This window comes from Desulfovibrio sp. (assembly GCF_018379785.1).
In the GTDB taxonomy this organism is placed as follows: domain Bacteria; phylum Desulfobacterota; class Desulfovibrionia; order Desulfovibrionales; family Desulfovibrionaceae; genus Desulfovibrio.
This window is the reverse complement of the sequence record NZ_JAGZUV010000069.1, coordinates 1-16,668: the sequence shown is the minus strand read 5'-3', so window position 1 is coordinate 16,668 and position 16,668 is coordinate 1. Positions and strand designations below refer to the sequence as shown.

At 64.9% G+C, this 16,668-nt stretch carries 14 protein-coding genes and 1 riboswitch; of the genes, 10 read left to right on the top strand and 4 right to left on the bottom strand.

Features of this window, described 5'->3' with window-relative positions:
- Positions 1 to 282: GrdX family protein (locus KH208_RS12880; RefSeq protein WP_291436945.1), on the bottom strand; the 282-nt coding region annotated here is incomplete at its 3' end.
- A 55-nt stretch (positions 283 to 337) separates the two neighbouring features.
- A riboswitch (glycine riboswitch) is annotated at positions 338 to 454 on the bottom strand.
- A gap of 374 nt (positions 455 to 828) precedes the next feature.
- On the opposite strand from KH208_RS12880, the gene KH208_RS12875 reads away from it, so the two are divergent.
- The 9 genes from KH208_RS12875 (at position 829) to KH208_RS12835 (ending at position 11,582) form a co-directional block, all read left to right on the top strand.
- Positions 829 to 1,875, top strand: a complete 1,047-nt coding sequence (locus KH208_RS12875; protein ID WP_291436943.1) for an aspartate-semialdehyde dehydrogenase — start codon at positions 829 to 831, stop codon at positions 1,873 to 1,875.
- 16 nt (positions 1,876 to 1,891) lie between these two features.
- Positions 1,892 to 2,842: an aminotransferase class IV gene (locus tag KH208_RS12870; protein ID WP_062253810.1), complete on the top strand. Its 951-nt coding sequence runs from the start codon at positions 1,892 to 1,894 to the stop codon at positions 2,840 to 2,842.
- The gene (locus KH208_RS12865) at positions 2,842 to 4,083 is read left to right on the top strand and encodes a glycosyltransferase (RefSeq protein ID WP_291436884.1); all 1,242 of its coding nucleotides are present in this window, start codon (positions 2,842 to 2,844) and stop codon (positions 4,081 to 4,083) included. The genes KH208_RS12870 and KH208_RS12865 overlap by 1 nt, the downstream gene beginning before the upstream one ends.
- A 174-nt stretch (positions 4,084 to 4,257) precedes the next feature.
- Complete coding sequence (locus KH208_RS12860) at positions 4,258 to 5,163, top strand: ATP-binding protein (RefSeq protein WP_291436882.1); 906 nt, start codon at positions 4,258 to 4,260, stop codon at positions 5,161 to 5,163.
- 300 nt (positions 5,164 to 5,463) lie between these two features.
- Positions 5,464 to 6,159 carry an acyltransferase gene (locus tag KH208_RS12855; protein WP_291436880.1) on the top strand — a complete coding sequence of 232 codons (696 nt, stop codon included), beginning with the start codon at positions 5,464 to 5,466 and terminating at the stop codon, positions 6,157 to 6,159.
- Between the two features lies 1 nt (position 6,160).
- Entirely contained in the window at positions 6,161 to 9,253 is a 3,093-nt protein-coding gene (locus KH208_RS12850) for a DEAD/DEAH box helicase (protein ID WP_291436878.1), read from the top strand.
- Positions 9,250 to 10,614, top strand: coding sequence for an amidohydrolase (locus KH208_RS12845; protein ID WP_291436875.1), 1,365 nt, complete (start codon positions 9,250 to 9,252; stop codon positions 10,612 to 10,614). The genes KH208_RS12850 and KH208_RS12845 overlap by 4 nt, the downstream gene beginning before the upstream one ends.
- A gap of 156 nt (positions 10,615 to 10,770) precedes the next feature.
- Entirely contained in the window at positions 10,771 to 11,028 is a 258-nt protein-coding gene (locus tag KH208_RS12840; protein ID WP_291436873.1) for a YjhX family toxin, read from the top strand.
- Between the two features lie 26 nt (positions 11,029 to 11,054).
- Positions 11,055 to 11,582 (top strand): GNAT family N-acetyltransferase, encoded by a 528-nt coding sequence (locus KH208_RS12835; RefSeq protein WP_291436872.1) that lies wholly within the window; start codon positions 11,055 to 11,057, stop codon positions 11,580 to 11,582.
- Between the two features lie 282 nt (positions 11,583 to 11,864).
- On the opposite strand, the gene panB is transcribed toward KH208_RS12835, so the two are convergent.
- The 3 genes from panB to KH208_RS12820 all read right to left on the bottom strand — a co-directional run bounded on the left by panB (position 11,865) and on the right by KH208_RS12820 (position 15,122).
- A complete protein-coding gene (gene panB / locus KH208_RS12830; RefSeq protein ID WP_291436870.1) occupies positions 11,865 to 12,695 on the bottom strand; it encodes a 3-methyl-2-oxobutanoate hydroxymethyltransferase in 831 nt (276 codons plus the stop codon).
- On the bottom strand, positions 12,692 to 13,588 hold the full coding sequence (gene speB / locus KH208_RS12825) for an agmatinase (protein ID WP_291436868.1): 897 nt from the start codon (positions 13,586 to 13,588) through the stop codon (positions 12,692 to 12,694). The genes panB and speB overlap by 4 nt, the downstream gene beginning before the upstream one ends.
- Positions 13,589 to 14,588: 1,000 nt before the next feature.
- Entirely contained in the window at positions 14,589 to 15,122 is a 534-nt protein-coding gene (locus tag KH208_RS12820) for a hypothetical protein (protein ID WP_291436866.1), read from the bottom strand.
- 116 nt (positions 15,123 to 15,238) lie between these two features.
- Between KH208_RS12820 and KH208_RS12815 the strand changes: the two genes are divergently transcribed.
- A partial coding sequence (locus KH208_RS12815; RefSeq protein ID WP_291436864.1) for an ATP-dependent helicase occupies positions 15,239 to 16,668 on the top strand: 1,430 nt, incomplete at its 3' end.

Genomic DNA, 16,668 nt, shown 5'->3' with positions numbered 1-16,668 from the left:
CTGATAAAGCTGCAGGGCTTCTTCCAGAAAATGCAGAGAGTCAGAGTCCACCGTCCCGGAGGGGGAGGGCGGCAAGAGAAGCAGGGAACGGTAGGGCTGCTGATGCGGACGGAAATTGCCGTACAACGGGTGGTTGGCAAGCCGCCAGCCCTGATGCACGCGGTCGCGCGCCATGGTCAGCGCGTCGCGTGCGCCGCCGTCCAGCAACAGAACGTCCACACCCGCCGGAACGCGGGACGGAAAAGAGGGATTGTTGGTAATGAGAATCGCGCGACCGGCCACAGCAAAGCTCCCGCGTTTGCGTTGGCTCTGTCGCGCGCTGGGCGGTTCAGAGATGCGTCCGGTTGCAATCCTGATGCCTGAGAGTTTCAGCCTTGCGGCCTTGCCCCTTCGGCGACCCCGTGGCAACGTCCGGCATGCCGGTTGTGCGCGGGTGCTCTCTTGCAACTTTCGCTCGCAATTCCCCACTCCCACATTGAGAAAAAAATGTCAAGCGGTGGCCTCATAAAAAAATAAAACATATCCGCAAATTATGCCTGATTGAAGAACCAAACGATGGATTGCGGCGACCGGCGCGGGCCGGGCCGGGGAATGACGCCGTCCGCGCGGAATAGGCGGATTTTGTAAAATAACCGCAAAGGTACAGGAAGGCTGACGCAAAAGTATTTTTCTTTTTTCACTCCGGACACAAAAAATACTCATCCTATTCATTCGATTGCCCTGGGACGCTGTCAGCCCCGGCTTCACTTTTCGGATAAGGGCGGTTATGATGCGTGCTCACAAACGCGGAAAACGCGCGCCTCTTTTCCACCAAGGAGACCAAAAGCCATGAGCGATACGTTGACTGTTGCCGTTGTGGGCGCCACGGGCGCCGTGGGTCGTGAAATGCTCAAGACGCTGCACGAGCGGCAGTTCCCGGCCACGAAAGTACGGGCCTTCGCCTCGGCCCGTTCAGCGGGCAGCAAAGTGCCCTTCGGCGAGGAGGAACTCACGGTGGAAGAGCTGAAGGAAGATGTCTTTGACGGCATCGACCTGGCCGTCTTTTCCGCCGGCGGCGGCACGTCCGCGAAGTTCGCGCCGCACGCCGCCCATGCCGGTTGCGTGGTGGTGGACAATTCCGCGGCCTGGCGCATGGACGAACGCTGTCCCCTGGTGGTGCCGGAAGTCAATCCGGAGGCCCTGGAAGAGCATCAGGGCATCATTGCCAATCCCAACTGTTCCACCATCCAGATGGTAGTGGTGCTCAAGCCCCTGCACGACGCGGCACACATCAACCGCGTGGTGGTTTCCACCTATCAGGCCGTGTCCGGCACAGGCCAGAAAGGCATTGAGGAACTGGAACGCCAGGTGCGCGACCTTTTCAACGCCCGCGACCCGGAAAACAAGGTGTATCCCTACCGCATCGCCTTCAATGTCCTGCCGCACATCGACGTCTTCCTGGACAACGACTACACCAAGGAAGAGATGAAGATGGTCAACGAAACCGTGAAGATCTTCGACGATCCCTCGATCAAGGTCACGGCTACCTGCGCGCGCGTGCCGGTATTTTTCTGCCATGCGGAATCCGTGAATATCGAAACCGAAAAGAAGATCACGGCCAAGGAAGCCCGGATCATGCTCTCCCAGGCTCCGGGCGTGAAGGTTTTCGACAATCCGCGCGAACTCATGTACCCCATGCCCGCCTACTGCATCGGCGACGATCCCACCTTTGTGGGGCGCATCCGCGAGGACGAAAGCATTGAAAACGGCCTGAACCTCTGGATCGTGGCCGACAACGTGCGCAAGGGCGCGGCGCTCAACGCCGTGCAGATCGCCGAGGAACTGCTCAAGCGCGATCTGGTCCGCGTGCCGGACAAGAATGTCTTCATGCGATAGCGCGGAGAAATATGCCATGCAGGCCGTGGATTCCGACACCTATCTGCAAGCCCTTTTGTCCGCCCCCCGTCCGGGGGCGGACAAATTCCTGGCCTTTTACGATCACCGGGTGGGATGCATCGGCACGGACCCGCGCCTCCTGCTCCTGCCCCTGGACGATCACATCTGCCATCGCGGCGACGGCCTGTTCGAGAGCATCTGTTACCGGGAGCGGAAGATTTTCGTCCTGGACGAACACCTAGCCCGGATGCGCGACGGCGCGCAGGCCCTGGACATCACGCCGCCCTGCTCCTGGGAGGAAATGCGCGCGCGCATTCTGGACGTGGCCCGCGCCTCGGGGCGGGCCCACGGCGACCTGCGCGTCTTTCTCAGCCGGGGGCCGGGCGGTTTCGGCGTTTCCCCGCAGGAATGCCCGCAGGCCGGTCTGTACATTGTGGCCCTGGCCTCCAGGCTGCCCTCCGAGGAATTGTACCGCAAAGGGCTCACGGCCTTCAGCAGCGCCATTCCGCCCAAGCAGGAATATCTGGCCCGGATCAAGAACACCAATTATCTGCCCAACGTCTTCATGGCCGTGGAGGCCCGCCAAAAAGGCATGGACGTGGCCGTGACCTTTGACGAGAACGGCTTCATGGGCGAAGCGGCCATTGCCAACCTGGGCATTGTGGACGCGCGGGGCCGCCTGCGCAGCCCGGAACTGCGCCGCATCCTGCCCGGCACCACCCTGCTGGCGGCCCTCAAGCTGGCCGAGGAACGCATGCCGGTCATCCAGGCGCCCATCCACAAAGAGGATATCGCCACGGCCCGCGAAATGCTGCTGTTCACCAGCGCCACGCTCTGCGTGGGCGTCACTCATTTTGACGGCAGGCCCGTGGGCCAGGGGGACTACCGGGGCCGCCCCGGCCCCACGGCCCTCTGGCTCAAAGACGCCCTGCTCGCGCAGATGCTGGCCCAGGGCACGCCTTACTAATGCGTATCCTGCTGCTCTCCCTTCAGGACGAAAATCAGGACGCCGCGCCCGCCGGCTCCACGCGCGCGCGGGTCCGGCGGCTGGAGGAGGAACAGACCCTGGCCCTGGTCAGAGCCATGCGTGACGGAGGCCGCCTGGCCCCTCTGCTGGTCTGCCTCAAGGGCTCGCGCCTGCACGAGCGCGCACGCGCCCTGAATCTGCCCCTGCTGGCCATGAGCGGCACGGGCAATCCCCTGGCCCTCTTGCGCCTCTGGAACCGGCAACGGCGGCATAACAAGCTGCTGATCCAGACCGTGGGCGAGGAAGCCCTGGCTCTGGGCCGCCGCGTGCTGCGCATGCGCCCGTCCGGCAGCGCGCTGCTCGCGCACGCCTTCTTTCTGCGGCCGCCCGCGCCCGAACGGTGCAAAAGCAAAGAGATGCGCGCCGCCCGCTATATCCTCTGCGGTTCCAACCACGTGCAAAGCCGGATTCTGGCCGCCTGGGAACAAGCGCCCGATACCGCCGCGCCCGCCATCGCTCTCGAAGACGCCCTGCCCCTGCTGCCGCCGGGCATCTGCCTGGAAGGCTTTGATCCGCCTGCTCCTTTCCGGGAGGAAGAAGGGCGGCACTTCATTTTCGGCATGGGGGAAAGCCTTGCGCCGCGATCCGGCGCGCAGTTGGTGACGCGGGCCATGGCCGCCATCTGGCAGCGCGACGACCTGCCCCCCTGGGAAGTACGCATGCTGGGCGGCGGCCCGCGTTTTCAGGAAGTGCTGGAAGAGGCCGCCGCCCTGGGTGTGGAATCGCGCCTTTGCCTGCTCAACGAACAGTACGCGCCGGATGTGCTGCGGGATTGCCACGCCTGGCTCGCGCCGGGATCCTCTCCCGAGGAGGCGCCGGAGACGCTCTGGTCTGGCTTCGCGGCGGGTCTGCCGGTCATTTGCAGCCGAAGCGGCCTGCACCTGGAGCGCCTGGGCGGCCCGGGCCAGGCACAGGACGCGGCCTCAGCCGTGGAGGAGAACGATCCCCAGGCTCTGGCCAAAGCCATGATCGAAATCATGCAGGATGCGGAGCTGCGGCACAAACTGGCGCAATGCGGCCGCGCGCTGGCCCCGGCCACGGGCCTGCAACACATGGCCGACCAGGCCTGCGCCCTGTTCGAAGCCTGGCTGCGGGCTCTGGGGACCGACGCGCCCGCCCCGGCGGAGAAAACTCCGGATACGCGGGAGCCTGCGGCGGCCCAGCGCGACGAATCGTCGTAGAGCGGATTACCGTTGCGATACTCCACAATGAGTCTTTTTGCGCAACGCCCGCTTCGCCGTTTACCGGCGCGAATAAATTGCGCTTACGCCTCCGTGGCGGGCGTCTGCTCACGCAGCCGCCAGAGCAATTTCAAAGTGAACTTGCTCTAACCTCCAGCCTTTTTCAGGACACCCATGAAGTGTAAAATCTGCAAGGCTCCGGCGGCCGTGGCCCTTAAAAGCCACAATGCCGCCTTCTGCCCGGACTGCTACAAGGATTTCTTCGCCCGCCAGGTGGCGCGCGGCATTGAAGGCCAGAAGCTCTTCACCCGCGACGAGCGCATTCTGGTGGCCCTTTCCGGCGGCAAGGACTCCCTGGCCCTGATGCTGGAGCTGGCCCGCCAGGAATATGACGTCACCGGCCTGCACATCGATCTGGCCATTCCCGGCTCCTCGGCGGCGGCGCGTGGAGTGGTGGAGCGTTTCTGCGCCAAGCACGGCCTCAAGCTGCTGATCAAGGACATGGCCGCCGAGGGCCTGCCCATTCCGGCGGTCAAGGAACGCCTGCACCGGCCGATCTGTTCGGCCTGCGGCAAGATCAAGCGCCACTTCTTCAACAAGGTGGCCCTGGACGAAGGCTTTGACGCCCTGGCCACGGGCCACAACCTGGACGACGAGGCGGCCCGCCTGTTCAGCAATACCCTGCGCTGGGACACGGCCTACCTTTCGGATCAGGGCCCCCTGCTGCCCGGCGAGCACGGCTTTGCCCGCAAGGTCAAGCCGCTCTGGCGGCTCACGGAATTCGAAACAGCCAACTATGCCTTTCTGATGGGCATTGAAAACCATTACGCGCCCTGCCCCTACAGCCCCGGCGCCAGCTTCACCGTGCTCAAGGGTCTGCTGCAACGTCTGGAAACGGCCATGCCCGGCCGCAAACTGGATTTCTACCAGGGCTTTCTGGCGCGCGGGCGGCCCGTCTTCGCCCGGCGCGAGGCCGAGGAGGGCGTGGAGCTGGCACCTTGCCCGCAGTGCGGCTACCCCACCTCTTCCGGCGATCTCTGCGGGGTCTGCCGGATACGGGAGGCCTTGCGGGGCGGGTAGCCTTGCCTGCCCCTAGGGTCATTCTGTTCTCCGTCCGCTGTGTTATTCTGCCCTCCGGGTACGAAGGCTTACGGCGTGCCGCCGTTTGGGCCGCCTCCGGCGCGGGCAGGGGCCGGAGGCGTGAATCCTCCGTGTCCGCAGGGCCCGGAGTACCTCATCCGCATGACAAGCCCATAGAACAAGTACCTTTGAAAAATAACCCGCTCTAAATACAAAATCACTCTGCCGACGGCAGGAGAACAGAATGACCCTGCCCCGCGCGTATTGCCCCCCCGCCGCCAAGGCGCTATCCTGCGTTTCATGAACATCCTGCGCAAAGCTCTGCAACGGGGCCTGACCCCGAGCAATATCATCAGCTATCTCTGCCTGGAGAGCATGCGGCTCTGGGGCGCGTTCTGGGGCACAGCGCGCCTGCGCTGCAAGGCCGCCCTGCTGGGCGTGGCCGTGGGGCCGGGCACGCGCGCGCACGGGCCCGTGGGCCTGTTGCGCTGGCCGGGCGGCTGCATCCGCATCGGCGCGCGCGCCAGTCTGATTTCCTCCCGGCGGCGGGCCACGGCGGCCAGCCTGTACGCGCCCGTGCGCTTGCGCGTGTTCGGGCCCGGCGCGGCCATCGAGATCGGCGAGGGCGCGCAGCTCAGCGGCACGTCCGTCACCGCGCGCTCGCAACGCATCAGCATCGGCCGCCAGGTTCTGCTGGCCCCCAACTGTGTGATCGTGGATTCGGACTTCCACGCCCCCTGGCCGCCCGAGGCCCGCGCCACGGAACCGGGACTGGAACGGGACGCGCCGGTGAACATCGGCGATTACGCCTGGATCGGCATGAACTGCCTGATTCTCAAGGGCGTGAGCATCGGCGAGGGCGCCATGATCGGCGCGGGCAGCGTGGTGACCCGCGACGTGCCGCCCTTCTGCCTGGCCGCGGGCGCGCCCGCGCGCGTGCTGCGCCGCCTGGGCCCGGAGGACGCCATGCCCGGCTCAGAAGGCCGGGAAGCCTGAGATGGATGCCGGAAGAGGAGCCCCCGCGGGCGTCGGCGAATATATCGCCGCATTGCTGGCCTCAGCCAAAATGGGCGGCCAGGTCACCCATCACCGCCTGCTGCCCGGCGCGGAACCTGTGTTCGCGCCCAGCCGCCTGCCTTGGCCGCGCGCCGTGGACAAACTGCTGGAAGAGCGCGGCGTGCGCCTCTACAGCCACCAGTCCCTGGCCACGGACCACATCCGCGCCGGGCATTCCGTGGTGGCGGCAACGCCCACGGCCAGCGGCAAAAGCCTGATCTACAACCTGCCCGTGCTGGAGCGCCATCTGCACGATCCCGACGCCAGGGCGCTCTATCTCTTTCCGCTCAAGGCCCTGGCCCAGGACCAGCTGGCGGCCTTCACGGCCCTGACCGCAACCTGGCCCGAGGCGGCCCGGCCCACGGCCGCGCTCTACGACGGCGACACCAGCGACCATTTCCGGCGCAAGATCCGGCGCGATCCGCCCACGGTGCTGGTCAGCAATCCGGAAATGCTGCACCTGGGCATCTTGCCCCACCACGAGCAATGGGCCGCCTTTCTGGCGGGCCTGACCCACGTGGTGGTGGACGAGGCCCACACCTACCGGGGGGTGTTCGGCGCGCACATGGCCCAGGTCTTCCGGCGGCTGAACCGTCTGGCCGGGCGCTACGGCGCGCGGCCCACCTATGTGCTCTGCACGGCCACGGTGGGCAATCCCGGCGAATTGGCGAGCGCACTTATCGGCGCGGGCGACGGCGCAACGGCGTCCGGCGCGCCTGTCGTCATTGACACGTCGGGCGCGCCCCAGGGACCGCGCCATTTCGTGTTTCTCAATCCCGAGCAGAGCCCGGCCACGGCGGCCATCGACCTGCTCAAGGCGGCGCTGGCCCGCAATCTGCGCACCATCGTCTATTGCCGCTCGCGCCGGATGACCGAGCTGGTCAGCCTCTGGGCGGGCAGCCGGTCCGGCCCGTACAAAGAACGCATTTCCGCCTACCGCGCGGGCTTTCTGCCCGAGGAGCGCCGGAGCATCGAGGCCCGCATGGCCTCGGGCGAGCTGCTGGCCGTGGTCAGCACCAGCGCTCTGGAGCTGGGCATCGACATCGGCGGCCTGGACGTCTGCATTCTGGTGGGTTATCCCGGCACGGTCATGGCAACCCTCCAGCGCGGCGGCCGGGTGGGCCGGGCACAGCAGGAATCGGCGGTCATCGTGGTGGCCGGGGAGGACGCCCTGGACCAGTATTTCGCCCGCAATCCCGAGGATTTCTTCAGCCGCCCTCCGGAAAAGGCCGTGGTCAACCCGGACAATGAGGTCATCCTGGCCCGGCATCTGGAATGCGCCGCCGCTGAACTGCCCTTGAGCGCGGATGAGCCCTGGCTGCAATCCTCAGGCGCGCGCCGGGCCGTGTGCGAGCTCCGCAGGCAAAGCCTGCTGCTGCAATCCGCCGACGGCAGGCAGTGGCTGGCCGCGCGCAAACGGCCCCAGCGCCTGGTGGACCTGCGCGGCACGGGCCAGAGCTACAGCATCGAGGACCAGGAGGGCGCTGTCATCGGCTCGGTGGACGGCTTCCGGGCCTGGCGCGAAACCCATCCCGGCGCGGTCTACCTGCACCGGGGCCGCACGTACGTCATTGAGGAAGTGGACCCCGGCCGGGCCGCGATCCGCGCCAAAGAAACCAATGTTTCCTGGTTCACGCGCACGCGCGGGCAAAAAAGCACGGACATCCTGGAAGAGACGGAGCGCCTTGACATCGGCCGCTGCCTGGTCTGCCGGGGCAGGCTGCGGATCACCGAGCGCATTACCGGCTATGAAAAGCGCGCGACGTCCGGCAACCGGCTGCTGACCATCGTGCCTCTGGATGCGCCGCCCCAGGTCTTTGAAACCGAGGGTCTCTGGTACGTGATTCCGGACACTGTCCGGGCCGGGCTGGAGGAGCGCTTCCTGCATTTCATGGGCTCCATCCACGCTCTGGAGCACGCAATCATCGGCCTGCTGCCCCTCCAGGTCATGGCCGACCGCAACGACTTCGGCGGCATTTCCATTCCGCTGCATCCCCAGACGGGACTGCCCTGCGTTTTCGTATACGACGGCCTGCCCGGCGGCGCGGGCCTCACCCGCCAGGCCTTTGCCGGAGCCCGGGAACTGCTGGAAGCCACGCGCCGGGTTGTGGGGGCCTGCCCCTGCGAGGACGGCTGCCCCTCCTGCGTGCATTCGCCCAAATGCGGCTCGGGCAACCGGCCCATCAGCAAACAGGGCGCTCTGGCCCTGCTGGACGAACTGCTCGCGCCGGGCGGCGAAGGCGACGCCCTTTGCCGGGAGCTGCGAATCAGCCCGGCCCCCGAACATTTGGACGACCACCCGAATGACCGCCTGGAGGCGAGCCTGAACGCCGGGCCGGAAGCATCCCCGGATATCCGTCCGCGAGAAACGCCGGGCACGCCGTTCGCCAACGCCCCGCGCCAGGAGAAAATTATGGAAAACAGGCCCGCGACTCCGGCAGCTTCCCCCGTGCCCGACAGCCTCACGGTCCATATTCCCGTGCCGCCGCCCCGGCATTATGTGGTCTTTGACGTGGAAACCCGGCGCTCGGCGGCTGACGTCGGCGGCTGGCACAAAGCCGGACAAATGGGCGTGAGCGTCACCGTGCTCTACGACAGCCTGGCCGACGACTATTTTTCCTACAGCCAGGAAGAACTGCCCGCCCTGTTCGAGCGCCTGCGCGCCGCCGAGACCGTGGTGGGCTTCAACAGCCTGCGTTTCGACTATGCGGTGCTCACGCCCTTCGCGCCCTTTGAGCTGCGCGCCCTGCCCAGCCTGGATTTGCTCCAGCGCATCAAGGAGCGCCTCAACTATCGGATTTCGCTCGACAACCTGGGCCAGGCCACGCTCGGCGAACCCAAAAGCGCCGACGGCCTGCAGGCCCTGCAATGGTGGAAGGAAGGCCGCTGCGAGGAAATCGCGGCCTATTGCCGCAAGGATGTGGACCTGACCCGCCGCCTCTATCTCTTCGGCCTGCGCGAGGGCTATCTGCTGTTCACCAACAAGGCCGGGCAGCGTGTGCGCGTGCCCGTGGATTTCGGACAACGGCCATGAACAGAACGGATGCGGAACTGGCGGCGGACCTGATCACCTGGCGGCGCGAGCTGCACCGGCATCCCGAAACGGGCTGGACGGAATTCTGGACCACGGCCTTTGCGGCGGACGTCCTGCACTCCCTGGGCTATGCCCCGCGCGTGGGCCGCGAAATCCTCAATCCGGACCAGCGCATGGGCCTGCCCGCCCCGGCCGTGCTCAAGCGGGCGCGCCAGCGGGCCGTCCAGGAGGGCGCCGATCCCCGCTGGCTTGAGCGCATGGGCCCGGCCACCGGGCTTGTGGCGGATCTGCATCCCGGCCGGGAGCCGGATCTGGTGTTGCGTTTCGATCTGGACGCCCTGGAAATGCCGGAGGCCGATGACGCCGGGCATCTCCCGGCGCGGGAGGGTTTCGCCTCCCGCCACCCCGGTCTCTGCCACGCCTGCGGCCACGACGGGCACACGGCCCTGGGCCTGGGTCTGGCCGCTCTGCTGCGGCGGGACGCAACGCGCCTGGCGCGCAATGTGCGCCTGCTCTTCCAACCGGCGGAGGAAGGCGTGCGCGGCGCGTCCTCGCTGATCCAGCAAGTGCTGGGCGCGCGCCATTTTCTGGCCGTGCACCTGGGGCTCGGCGCGCCGGAAAGCGGGACCCTGGTTACCGGGCTGTCGGGCTTTCTGGCCACAACCAAATTCGACGCGCGCTTTACGGGCCGCGCGGCGCATGCCGGGCTTGCGCCCGAGGCCGGACGCGACGCCCTTCAGGGGGCCGCCGAAGCGCTGCTGGCCCTGCACGCCCTGCCTGGCCAGGCGGGCCAGAGCGGGCAGGAGGAACAGGCGACCCCAAAAGGCCGGATCAACGTGGGCCTGCTTGCGGGCGGCTCGGCCCGCAACATCGTGCCGGATCAGGCCGTCATGGCCTGCGAAACGCGTTGCGTTGACCGTGAGGCGGACAATGCCCTGCTGGCCGGGGCCCGCGCGACTCTGGGGCGCATTGCGCGCGAGCGGGAACTGGGCCTGGAAATCACGATTCAGGGCCGCGCGGGCTGCGCGGACAGCGATGCGGAGCTGGCCCGGCTGCTGGCCCGGACCGCCCTGGAACTGCCGCCGGGCCCGGACGGGCGGCCCTTGTTCGCAGTGGGCAAAATATGTTCCGAGGGACGCATGGCGGCCAGCGAAGACGCGACCACCCTGATGGAAGCCGTGCAGCTGGGCGGCGGCCAGGCCGCGTATGCTCTGCTGGGCGCTGATCTGGCGGGCGGCCACCATACGCCGCATTTCGACTTTGACGAAAGCGTGCTCTGGCCAGGCGCGTTATGGCTGGCGGCAGTGTGCGGAAGGCTGTGCGGCCAGGCTCTGTTGACAGTGCGGCGGCCTTACGTGTAGAGTGCTTCGTTACTTTGTTTTAACGGATGTTGGATGCTGGATACCGTAATCATTGGATAAGTAAGTTCCGCTAAGGCCGCAGGGCCGGCGGGACGCGAACATGGCCGGCCGCCCCGCGCGGCGTCTTGTCGTTTATCCATTGACACGAGGTATCCCGTGAACATTTCCCGTCTTGAGCAAAGAACTCTTCACACCCTGGCCAAGGGTGGCAGAATCCTGATAATCCGCGACAGTTCCGGCAAGATAGCTGAGGTGGAATGCTATACCCGCGAGGGTTGGCTGCTCAGCGACTGCACCCCGGAGATCTTCAAGAAGCTGAAAAGCAAAAAGCTTATCAGCTCGAAAAACAGTCTCCCTTACCGCATCACTTCGGAAGGCCTGAGCGCCGTGCGCGCCCAGACCGATAACCGCTGATGTTTCACCTCTCCATGGAGTCAACCATGACTATCGCTATCCGCCCGGAATGCCCCGAGGATTTCCCCATTATCCATGACCTGGTGCGCACGGCCTTTGAAAACGCCGAATATGCAAGCGGCGACGAGCATTTTCTCGTGGATCGCCTGCGCGGTTCGCGGGAATACATTCCCGAACTCAGCCTGGTGGCCGAGGAAGACGGCCGCATCGTCGGCCACATCATGTTCACCAGGCTGAAGGTCGGGGAGGCGACGGCCCTGACCCTCGCCCCGCTGGCCGTGCCGCCTTCGCACCAGGGCAGGGGCATAGGCGGCGCCCTTATCCGGCGCGGGCATGAGATTGCCCGTTCTCTGGGCTGGGAATTTGTAATCCTAGTGGGGCATGCGGGCTATTACCCGCGCTTCGGCTACAAGTCCGCCGCTTCTTTCGGCATTGTTTCCCCTTTTGAGGTGCCGGAGGAAGCCTTTATGGCCATCAACCTCAGAGGCGGCGCGGAACGCCTGCCCGGCCTGCTGCAGTACTCCCCGGCATTCTTCCCGGAGAGCCCGGCATAACCTTCTATCCGTCCCTTTCCCGGCAATCGCTTGCCGGGAAAGGGACGGTTTTTAGAACAAAATAACAGTGAAAAGTTACACTGCTCCAGAGGGCGTCGTCACGAGATGGATTTTCGTGTTCTATCAAGGAGAGCAAGCCGTTAGCGTTGCGGCCCCTATCAGTACGCCGCTTTGCGGCTGCAGTTGAGGCGACACAGCAAGGCCGTGAACGGTCGGCGCGACCGGAATAAAAGGCAATGTCCGACGCGGAGATAACCGAAAAAGCGCTCGTGACGGCATCCTCTAATAGAGTTTTTCCAGCAGTTCTGCCTCGCCCTCCAGGCTGTAGCAGTGTTCCTCAGCCGGGAAGGTTCCGTCCTTGACTTCTTGCGCGTAGGCCGTGAAGGCCGCGCGCATGGCTTCGCCCACCTCGCCGAAACGCTTGACGAATTTGGGGGCCACAGTATCGCAGAGGCCCAGCATGTCCTGCCAGACCAGCACCTGGCCGTCGCACTCCGGTCCCGCGCCGATGCCGATGACCGGTATTTCCAGCTCCTTGCTGACGCGGGCGGCCAGGGCGGCGGGCACGCATTCCAGCACCAGGGAAAAGGCCCCGGCCTCCTGCAAAGCGCGGGCGTCGTCCAGCAGCTTCTGGGCGGCGGCCAGGCTTTTGCCCTGCACCTTGTAACCGCCGAAAGCGTTGACCGACTGCGGGGTCAGGCCCAGATGTCCCATGACCGGGATGGACGCCCGCGTGAGCGCGCGCACCTCGTCGCAGAAGGCCGCGCCGCCTTCCAGCTTGACGGCCTGGGCCCGGCCTTCCTTGACCAGCCGCCCGGCATTGCGCACGGTGTCGGCCACGGAAACCTGGCAGCTCATGAAGGGCATGTCGCAGACCACCAGGGCCGAACATGAGCCGCGCGCCACGGCCGCGCAATGGCGGATCATGTCCTCCAAGGTGACGGAGAGGGTGTCCGGCCAGCCCAGCATGACCATGCCCAGCGAATCCCCCACCAGCAGGGCGTTGACGCCGGTCCGATCCATGAGCCTGGCCGTGCTGTAGTCGTAGGCCGTGAGCATGACCAGTTTTTCCCGGCCCTTGGCCTGCCTGAATGTGGCGACGGTGTTTTTCATGCCTTTTCCCCCTGCGTGCCCGTCCGGCCCTGCAGAGCCAGGGCCATGAGCAGATGCGTCAGTTTGGCGGCGGTGAAGTTTGCGTGGTGCAGGCCCGGAATGGGAGCCAGTTCCACCACGTCCAGACCCACAATTTCACGCTCCCGCGTGCAGCGCTCCAGAATGAACTGGGCCTCGCGCCAGGAAATGCCGCCCGGCGACGGCGTTCCCGTGGCCGGCATCAGCGACGAGTCCAGGCCGTCCACGTCAAAGCTGATGTAGATGCGGCGCGGAAAATCCTCGGGCAGGGGCTGCTCTGGCAGACCAACGCGGGCCAGAAAATAGGCGTCATAATGGGTGACGTTGTAGCGTTTGCGTACCTCGGCCTCCTCCCGGCTCATGTCGCGCACCGCGAACTGCACCAGCGGCAGGCCCAGATCGGCCACGGCACGGTGCATGACGCAGGCGTGGGAATAGGGATCGCCCTCATATTCGGGCCGCAGGTCCGCATGCGCGTCGAACTGGACGATGCCGAAAGGTTCTTTCTTTTCCCGCGCCTGCCAGGCCAGGGCCCGCAACGCGCCCAGACTCACGGTATGCTCGCCGCCCAGCAGCACGGGCACGGCCTTGCAGTCCAGAGCCCGGCGCGTGGCGGCCTCAATGCGGGCCAGCACCCCCTCCACCGGCCCGGCGCAGTCCACGGGCGGGGCGGTATAAAAACCTGACTCGCCCGGCGCAAGTCCGCTTTCCCAGGCTTCCAGCTGCCGGGAGGCGTCCAGCAGGGCCGCCGGGCCCCGGGCCGCGCCGCCGCCGTAGGAAACACTGCGTTCCAGCGGCGCGGGGATGATGTGAAAGGCCGCGTCCTCGGGCCGTGCCGGAGCATACTCCGAAGCCAGAAAATTCTGCTGATCCATATCTCCCGTCCTCAGCGCGGCTTCATGGCGAGGCTGAGCGCAATTTCTGGCCCGCACACCGGTATCCACGCGCCCTCAGCATAACGCCGCCGCCCGCATCCGTAAACGGGCGGGCGCGGCGCGCCGGGGCGGGCGTATCAAAATCCATATTCCCCATCATCGTTGCCTGTCGTGAGAATCCGGCGGAACAAAGGAGGATTTGCTCAATGCCGTGGGGAGGTCGGATTATAATTAGTAACCATCTGAAATAAATCTAGTTTTATATATCCTGACGACATTTTTGGATGAATCCGCTTTGGCGGCGTGACAGCCGACCACAGAGAGGAGGCAATAAAAAAACGGCCCGCTTGGGGAGGCAGGCCGTTTTGTTTGGAGGAGGCTGTCAGCAAAAGAAAGGAAGGTACTTTCTATATTGCAACTGGCATGCCAAATTAGATTTTCTCGGAAATTTATTTAACATTTTGAAATATAATATAAAAAATTTTCAGCCGCTATGCCGCTGCGTAAAAAATTTTATACACCGGCAAGCCAGATCCAGCTGTACAGACATGTGGACGTACAAAAAATTATCTCCATTTGAGACAGCAACGTCGGGAAAAACAGGACCGGCCTTCAGAGCAAGACGTACATGAAGGAACACCGCCGGGCTGCCGGCCTTGATGCCCACGCCACAGAAAGCGGATACATGCCGCTCCGGAAAGAGACAGTCGTCGGCCGTTGCCACAGGCGGCGTCCGGCAGCAACAGGAATGGCGCACCCAGAGCAAAGTAACTTTTCAACGTGACTTTGCTCTGGCGGCTACGAAAGCTGACGCCGGAACCTGGCGCCGGCCGTTGCCGCTGCCGGCTTGCTTGAGCCGTTCACGGCGAAGCCGTGTTGCCTTAACTGCGGCCGCAAGGCGGTATACAGATGAGGAAAGCACGGCTTCGGATCAAGACGGCAACGATCAGACTGAAGGCAGCGTCAACGTTGAGAAGTCAATTCTCAAAGCTGATCCGCTCTAATGCACAGTGTCTTTGCTCTGCACGGCCGAACCCTGGCCCGACATGGCCAGCCTGTTCGCCAGTTCCTTGGCACCCGGCGTTTCCCGCCACTGGGTGAAAAGCTTGCGCCAGGCCCCGAATTCCAGAAAACCCTGATCCAGCTGGCTCTCGTGCATCTGCACCCAGGCATTGAACAATTGCATCTGAACCTGGAAGGTGGCGCTCTCAAAAATGGTGGAGGTCATGTCCTTGGGCAGACTCTTGCCGTCCAGATTGTCCAGCACGAACGTGCACACGGCCCGGCGGGAGGTTTCAAAATCCACTTCCCGGCCGTTCATATCCTCGGCCAACGGCAGCAGATGGGGATAGAGTTCCTTGATCCGCTCCATACCCTTCTCGGACACGGCCAGAAAAAGCGGCGTCTCGCCGTCCGGCCCGGCGGGCGCGTCCGGCTTTTCGCTGATGAAATAAAAACGCAGCCAGTTCTCGAACATCACGGCTTCAAGAACCTGGAAAACCGCGTTCTGAAATTGTTCCTGTTGTTCAGGCATGTCATTTTTCCTCCGCTAGGCAAATATTTTCAATAATAGACGCGGGCACAGGCCGCGTCAATGCGGGGTTGCGCGCGGCTCTGGCTTGTGCACACGGCTTATGCTAAGCTCCTCCCATGATCGATTACGCCCAGGCCCTGAACGAAGCCCAGTACGCGGCGGCCACCAGCGGCGACGGTCCCGTGCTGGTCGTGGCCGGCGCGGGCAGCGGCAAAACCCGCACCATCGTCTACCGTCTGGCCTGGCTGGCCGAGCACGGCGTCGCGCCTACGTCCATCCTGTTGCTGACCTTCACCCGCAAGGCCGCACAGGAGATGCTCCAGCGCGCGGGCATGCTTCTGGACCAGGGCCTTTCCGGCGTGCAGGGCGGCACCTTCCACGCCTTCGCCTACGGCGTGCTGCGCCGCTGGCGACCCGCCTGGCTGGGCGAGCGGCCCTTCACGGTCATGGATTCGGCGGACATCACGGCGGCGGTCAAATACTGCAAGGACGAGCTCAAACTGGGCCGGGGCGACCGCTCTTTTCCCAAGACCCAGAGCATCGTGGGCCTGCTGAGCAAAGCCCGGAACAAGGAGCTGTCCCTCGAGGAGGTGCTGCGGCGCGAGGCCTTCCACCTTCTGCCCCACACCGAAGCCCTCGCGGCTCTGGGCGAAGCCTACACCGCCTACCGCCGCGAAAAGGGCCTGCTGGACTACGACGACCTGCTCTTTGAGCTGGAAACCCTGCTGCGCGAAAACCAGGCCGCCGCCGAAGCCCTGCGCCTGCGCTTCAGCCATATCCTGGTGGACGAATACCAGGACACCAACCTGGTCCAGGCCCGCATTGTGCGCCTGCTTGCCGGGCCGCCCGACAAGGACGCGGACGGCAGGGAAACCACGGCCATAACCGGCAACGTCATGGCCGTGGGCGACGAAGCCCAGTCCATCTATGCCTTTCGCGGGGCCAATGTCCGCAACATTCTGGATTTCCCCAAACTCTTTCCGGGCACGCGCATCATCCGCCTGGAGGAGAATTACCGCTCCACCAAGCCCGTACTGGACGTGGCCAACAGCCTTTTGGCCCACGCGGCGGAATCCTTCCGCAAGACTCTGTTCACCCGCAAGGAAGGCGGCGGCCCGGTGCGTCTGGTCACGCCGCTCAGCGACATGAGCCAGGCCAAGCTGGTGGTGCGCCGCATCGAGGAACTGCTGGACACGCATCTGCCCCACGAAATCGCGGTGCTCTTCCGCGCGGGCTTCCATTCTTACAACCTGGAAATGGCCCTGAACCAGGCGGGCATTCCCTTCCGCAAATACGGCGGCCTGCGCTATACCGAGGCCGCGCACGTCAAGGACGTCATCGCCTACGCCCGTCTGGTGCTCAACCCCCTGGATCTGCCCGCCTTCGCGCGGGTGGCGGCACTGCACAGCGGCATCGGCCCCAAGACCGTGCAGAAGCTCTATGCCGTGGCCCTGGGCGGGGACGCCAAAGCTGTGGAAAAGGCCTTTGCCCGCCATCCGGATCTGTTGGAGGACATGCGCTTCGTGGACGATCTGCGCGCCCGGCC